4 protein-coding genes are annotated in these 6,061 nt (G+C 73.2%); 1 reads left to right on the top strand and 3 read right to left on the bottom strand.

Annotated features, from left to right (window positions below; translation table 11 throughout):
• Window positions 1-7: 7 nt before the first annotated feature.
• Window positions 8-1,171: an ROK family transcriptional regulator gene (locus GXP76_RS33400; RefSeq protein ID WP_242575371.1), complete on the bottom strand. Its 1,164-nt coding sequence runs from the start codon at window positions 1,169-1,171 to the stop codon at window positions 8-10.
• 272 nt (window positions 1,172-1,443) lie between these two features.
• A complete protein-coding gene (locus GXP76_RS33395) occupies window positions 1,444-2,517 on the bottom strand; it encodes a mechanosensitive ion channel family protein (protein WP_242575370.1) in 1,074 nt (357 codons plus the stop codon).
• Window positions 2,518-2,806: 289 nt separating this feature from the next.
• On the opposite strand from GXP76_RS33395, the gene GXP76_RS33390 reads away from it, so the two are divergent.
• On the top strand, window positions 2,807-3,343 hold the full coding sequence (locus GXP76_RS33390; RefSeq protein ID WP_242575369.1) for an HNH endonuclease: 537 nt from the start codon (window positions 2,807-2,809) through the stop codon (window positions 3,341-3,343).
• Window positions 3,344-3,445: 102 nt separating this feature from the next.
• Here the strand turns inward: GXP76_RS33390 and GXP76_RS33385 are convergent.
• A partial coding sequence (locus tag GXP76_RS33385; RefSeq protein WP_242575368.1) for a beta-N-acetylglucosaminidase domain-containing protein occupies window positions 3,446-6,061 on the bottom strand: 2,616 nt, incomplete at its 5' end.

The following is a 6,061-nucleotide window of genomic DNA, read 5'->3' as shown; positions in this document are numbered from 1 at the left end:
GGGTGGATCAGCGGGAGGTGTCGAAGACCTCGTCGCGGGTGGTCGCGAGGGCGCTCTCCAGCGCACCCCGCAGCACGGGGTCTTCCCGCACCTCCCCGACGACCAGCCGCGGCCTGGAGGCGGCCAGTTCGGCGAGTTCCGCCTGGACCAGCGCGCGCAGCGGTTCGCCGCCGGCGGCGGTCACCCCGCCCGCGAGGACGATGAGTTCGGGGTCGAGCACGGCGGTCACGGACGCCAGTCCGGTGGCGAGCCGCTGTGCGAACAGGCGCAGCAGTTCGGCCAGCCGGGGGTCCTCCCCGTGCTCGGCGGCGGCCTTCGTGAGGAGGGCGGCGGCGACGTCCGCGTACGGCTGCTCCGGCGTCTCGATGCCGAGACTCCGGGCGAGGCGCGGTACGGACTGGGCGCCCGCCAGCTCCTGGAAGCCGCCGCTGTTGGCCTTGACCACCTGGCGTACGAGGGGAGTGCCCGGCACCGGCAGGAACCCGACCTCGCCGGCGCCCCCGGTGAAGCCGCGATGCAGCCGTCCGCCGATGACGAGCGAGGCGCCGAGACCTTCCTGGTTCCACAGGAGGACGAAGTCGTCGTGGCCGCGGGCCGCTCCCAGCCGCTGTTCGGCGACCGCGGCGAGGTTCACGTCGTTCTCGTACTCGACGGGCATCGGCAGGGCGCCGGCCAGTTCGTCGAGCAGTGCGGGGGAGTGCCAGCCGGGCAGGTGCGAGGCGTACCGCAGGCGTCCGGTGGAGGGGTCGAAGGCGCCCGGCGTACCGATGACGACGCGGTGCACGTCGCCGCGCGCCAGCCCGGCGGCCTTCACGGCTCCCTCCAGCGCGTCGGTCACCTGGGTCGCGACGCCGTCGGACCGGCGTCCCGGCGTCGGCAGTTCGAACCGGCCGACGGTGGCGCCGGTGATGTCCGCGACGGCGGCGAGGATGCGCTGCGGGTTCACGTCGAGCCCGGCGGCGTGGGCGGCGCCCGCGTTCACCGCGTACAGCTGCGCGTTGGGCCCCGGGCGTCCCTCCGTGGTGCCGGTGGCGACGACGAGACCGGCCGCCTCCAGACGGGCCAGCAACTGGGAGGCGGTGGGCTTGGAGAGACCGGTCAGTTTGCCGATCCGGGTGCGGGAGAGGGTGCCGTGCGCCAGCAGCAGATCCAGCGCGGCACGGTCGTTCATCGCGCGCAGAACGCGTGGTGTGCCCGGGGACGGCGTGGACGGATCGCTCACGACGTGTGCACCTGCCCTTCGGCGACTGCTCTCCCGGTGTCGTGTTCCGACACTGTTAGGAAAGTTTCCTATTTGATGGGAGGAAAGTAGGCCGCACGTCGGGGAGCAGTCAATACCCGTTCACGGGCAGCGCCCCCGAGGCAACCAAAGCGTTACCTGCGGGGGCGCGTGTGCGAAGCGTGTTCGACCGGGTGCCCGGTGCAGCGGCCGGACGCCCGGCCCTACTTCGTCAGATTGGGGTTCGGGGACTGCGGGGGTATCGGCGACGCCGCGAGGGACTGCGGCGACGTGGGGCTCGCCAGGGCCGACGGCGCCGCCACACCGGCGGTCGGGTCGGCGGACGCCGCCTCCGTGCCCGCCAGGGGCAGTCCGCCGACGATCTGGATGCCCGCCGCGTCGAACGCCTGCTTGATGCGCCAGCGCAGTTCGCGCTCCACGCCCAGGGCCTTGCCCGGCATCGTCTTCGCGCTCACCCGCACCGTCATCGATTCGAGCAGCACGGAATCCAGGCCGAGGATCTCCACCGGGCCCCACAGGCGCTCGGCCCAGGGGTCCTCCTTCGCCATCTTCTCGGCGACCGCGGTGATCACCTCGCGGACCCTGTCCAGGTCCTCGGTCGGCCTGACCGTCACATCGACACCGGCCGTGGCCCATCCCTGGCTCAGGTTGCCGATCCGCTTCACCTCGCCGTTGCGGACGTACCAGATCTCGCCGTCGTCGCCGCGCAGCTTGGTCACCCGCAGACCGACCTCGATGACCTCGCCCGAAGCGACGCCCGCGTCGATGGTGTCGCCCACGCCGTACTGGTCCTCCAGGATCATGAAGACGCCGGAGAGGAAGTCGGTGACGAGATTGCGCGCGCCGAAGCCCAGGGCCACACCCGCGACACCCGCCGACGCGAGCAGCGGGGCCAGATTGATGTTCAGCGCCCCCAGAGCCATCAGCGCCGCCGTACCGAGGATCACGAACGACGTCACCGACCGGAGTACCGAACCGATCGCCTCCGAACGCTGCCTGCGCCGCTCCGCGTTCACCAGGAGGCCGCCGAGCGCCGTGCCCTCGACCGCCGTGGCGCTGCGGTTCATCCTCGCTATCAGCTTGGTGATGGTGCGCCGCAGCACATGGCGCAGGACGAGCGCGATCACCACGATCAGCAGGATGCGCAGACCGACACTGAGCCAGGTGGACCAGTTCTGCTCCACCCAGCCGGCGGCGTCGTTGGCGCGTTCCGCCGCCTCGTCGAATGTGGCGGGCCCGGACGACGGGTCCGGGGCCGGCGCGGCGGACAGGGACACGGCGGGAACCTCCTGGAAACACGGGCGGGACCAACCACACTAACGGGGCATCGCGAGTCCTTCGTCGCCGTGCGCGGGGGAGAGACACTCCTCACGCGCCGGCGCCGGGCGAAGTCCCAGGAAGTCACGGGGGCGTGGACACGCCAGGTCAGGGGCCGCGGGGCGCGTGTGGGCGAAAACACTCCGAGCCCGTTACCAAGACGTGGTGGCGTTCGGACCAGGCATGAGGAGAGACTGAGACAGATCGTCCCGGCGCGAGCCACGCGCCGCCGGCGTACTAGGAGGCACCGTGCCACATGTCCTGGTCCTCAACGCGTCGTACGAGCCGCTCGGCGTCGTACCGCTCCGCCGCGCGCTCGTCCTCGTTCTGGAGAACAAGGCCATCTGCCTGGTGGAATCCGGCGCCTTCCTGCACAGCGAGACCCAGGTCGTCGCCGCGCCCAGCGTCGTACGGCTGAAGCGGTTCGTACGGGTGCCCTACCGGGGGCCCGTTCCGCTGACCCGCCGCGCGCTCTTCGCCCGGGACGGCGGGCGCTGCATGTACTGCGGCAGCGTCGCCACCAGCGTCGACCACGTCATCCCGCGCAGCCGGGGCGGGAAACACGTGTGGGACAACGTGGTGGCCGCCTGCCGCCGCTGCAACCACGTGAAGGCCGACCGGCATCTGCGGGAGCTGGGGTGGAGACTGCGCCACCAGCCCGCGCCGCCGTCCGGACTCGCCTGGCGGATCATCGGGACCGGACACCGGGATCCGAGCTGGATGCCGTATCTGCAACCCTTCGGCGCCGAGGACGCGGTGGCCCGGATCGACGGCATCTCTGCCTAGGATCCGGGCCTTCGTCGTGCGGGGCGCACCGGCCGTGACGGCGCTTCCTCCTGCGGAGGCGGCGCCCACGGACGCGGTCGCCCCCTCCCGCGGACAAGGCGCCTACGGACGGGGCGGCGCTTCCGTCACCGCGTACGCCTCAACCGACCACAGCGAGTAACCGAACTCCGTCGCGCGCCGTTCGCCCTGGATCCGGATGAAGCGGGTGTCCTTCGCGTCCATCCGGACCGCCTCGCGCCCGCCCCGGCCCCCGTCCACACGCGCGGCGTCGCGCCACACACGCCCGTCGGCCGACACCTGGACCCGGTAGCCGCTCGCGTAGGCGTCCTGCCAGTTCAGTACGACCTGGCCCAGCCGGACCGGCTCCGCCAGCTCCGCCTGCCACCACGCGCCGTCCTCGGCGGGCGACGACCAGCGGGTGGCGGGGTCGCCGTCCGTCGCCGCGGACGCCGGGAAATCGGGCGTCTCGTCGCCGGACGAGGAGGCGGTGACGGACGGCGTCCTCAGGAGGTCGGGTCCGCCGGTACGCGGCGACGCCCGCACCGTCAGGACGCGCTCCTCGCCGCCGAACGTCAGCGGGACCCGGTAGCTCCCCGGCGGGGTGTCCTCGGGGACGGCGACCCGGATCGGCACGGTCGTCCGCACGCCGCGCGGCACCGTCACCCGCTCGGGCACCGTCACCTTCACGCCGTCGGGGGCCTTCGCCGTCAGCGCGCCGCTGACCGGACCGGGCCGCTGTGCCTCCAGCTCCGCCTCGACCGTCAGGGGCTTCCCGCCGATCTCGGCGTCCACCTCGGTCCGGGCGAGATCGAGCCGGACCCGCGGCTCGTCGGTGAACCACGGCACCACACGCCGCACCGACGGCGCCGTCGCGCCGGGCACGGCGGGCCAGGTGATCCGTACGGCGTCGGCGCGCAGCCCCTTCGCGTCGGTCTGGGTCCAGCCGCTCTCCGACACGGGGCCGAGCCGCCGCCAGCCCTCGCCGGGGACGTGCGCCTCCACCGAGGCGCCGTCGCCGGTGCCCGGCTCCGTCATGGTCGTGATCACGCCGACGGGGCGGGGGCGGCCCACGCCGACGGTGTACGCGTCGGTGCTGTGCTCGGCGCGCGCCTCCGGGCCCGCCGAGCGGTCGGCGCCCGTCCAGGCCGCAGACTCCTTGGCCGCGCGGTCGAGGAACGGGTCGAGCACGCCCTTGCCGACGGTGACCGTGCTCCTCGCCGCCTCCTCGCGCAGCGGTTCGAGGTCGAGCGACGCCTGCCAGGCGGCGTCGCCGTCGCCCCGGGTCTGCGCCTGGAGCATGTCGACCGACAGCTCACCGGCCCGGCCGTAGCGCGCCAACTGCTCGCTCCACGGCCGCACTTCCTCGTCCAGCCGGCCCTCCGCCGTGCCGGACAGGCGCTCCGGCGTCTGACGCATCACGGTGAAGGCGGCCCGCAGCCGGCTCGCCGCCCGGTCCCTGGCCTTCGGGTCCGCCGCGGACGCCGCGTCCGTACGGGTGCTCCAGAACTCCTTCAACAGAGGGCGCAGATAAGCCGACTCGGTCGGGTTCAGGATCGAGGAGGCGTGGTTCCCGGCGAGCGCGCCGATGGCCTCGCGCGCCTCGGGGTCGCCGTCCGCGAGATCGTCCATCGCCGCCTGCCAGGACTCCTGCGGCTGGTAACCGCGCGGGTTCCAGGCGTAGTCGGCGGCCGTGAACAGCGGGATACGGGACGCGGACGGCTGCTCGCTCGCGTTGGCGAGGAGCGCGGCCGAACCGGAGGCGACGGCGGGCTCGCGGCCCGTGTAGGGGCCGAGGAAGATGCGCCCCTGGTCGTAGTCGTTGACCGGGTAGTTGTCCATCGTCACCAGCGGGTGCTCGAACGCCTCGCGCGCACCGGCCAGTTCGCGTCCCGTGATGGTGCGCGGCACGACACCGACGCCCGTCCACGCCACCTGGACCCGCGCGTCGAGGTCCGCGGCGAGCGCCGTGCGGTACTCGGTGGCGCCGTCCTGGTAGTACTCCGTCGGCATCACGGTCAGCGGCTCGCCGCCCGCGTGCCGGCGCGCGAGGTGCCCGGCCACCGCGTTGGCGACACGCGCCTGCGCCTTGGCCGCGGCGGCGGGACCCGAACCGAAGGCGTCCCGGTCCCCGTCGCAGTGCCACTCGCTGTAACTGACGTCCTGGAACTGGAGCTGGAAGGCACGCACACCCAGCGCCCACATCGCGTCGACCTTGCGGTTGAGCGCCTTGACGTCGTCCTGCGACGACATGCACATGGCCTGGGCCGGAGCCACGGCCCACGCGAGCGTCACATGGTTGCGCGCCGCGCGTTCGGCCAGATCACGGAACTCGGCCCGCTGCGCGGCGGGGTACGGCTCGCGCCAGCGCGCCTGGCGGAACGCGTCGTCGCCCGGCGCGTAGAGATAGCGGTTCTGCTTCGTCCGTCCCATGAAGTCGAGCTGAGCCAGCCGCTCCTGATGGCCCCAGGGCTCCCCGTAGAAGCCCTCCGTCATTCCCCGTACGGCCGTGCCCGGCCAGTCGCGTACGAGGACGCCGGGGACCCTCGCCCGGCCCGGTGCGCCGGCGATCAGCTGCCGCAGCGTCTGCGCGGCGTGGAAGAGGCCGTCGTCGCCGACCCCGTCGAGCGCGATCGTCCCGCGGTCCGCGACGGTGCCCACGGCGATCCGGTAGCCCCCGGAGGGGATGTCGGTCCGCTCCGGTGCCCGCAGCGCCCTGAG

The organism is Streptomyces sp. NP-1717 (assembly GCF_022695985.1).
Classification (GTDB): Bacteria; Actinomycetota; Actinomycetes; order Streptomycetales; family Streptomycetaceae; genus Streptomyces.
This window is presented reverse-complemented; position numbering and strand designations above follow the sequence as displayed.

Bases quoted from the DNA above. Each gene is read 5' to 3' on its own strand.
- GXP76_RS33400 (WP_242575371.1), bottom strand. From the start codon at position 1,171: ATGAACGACCGTGCCGCGCTGGATCTGCTGCTGGCGCACGGCACCCTC.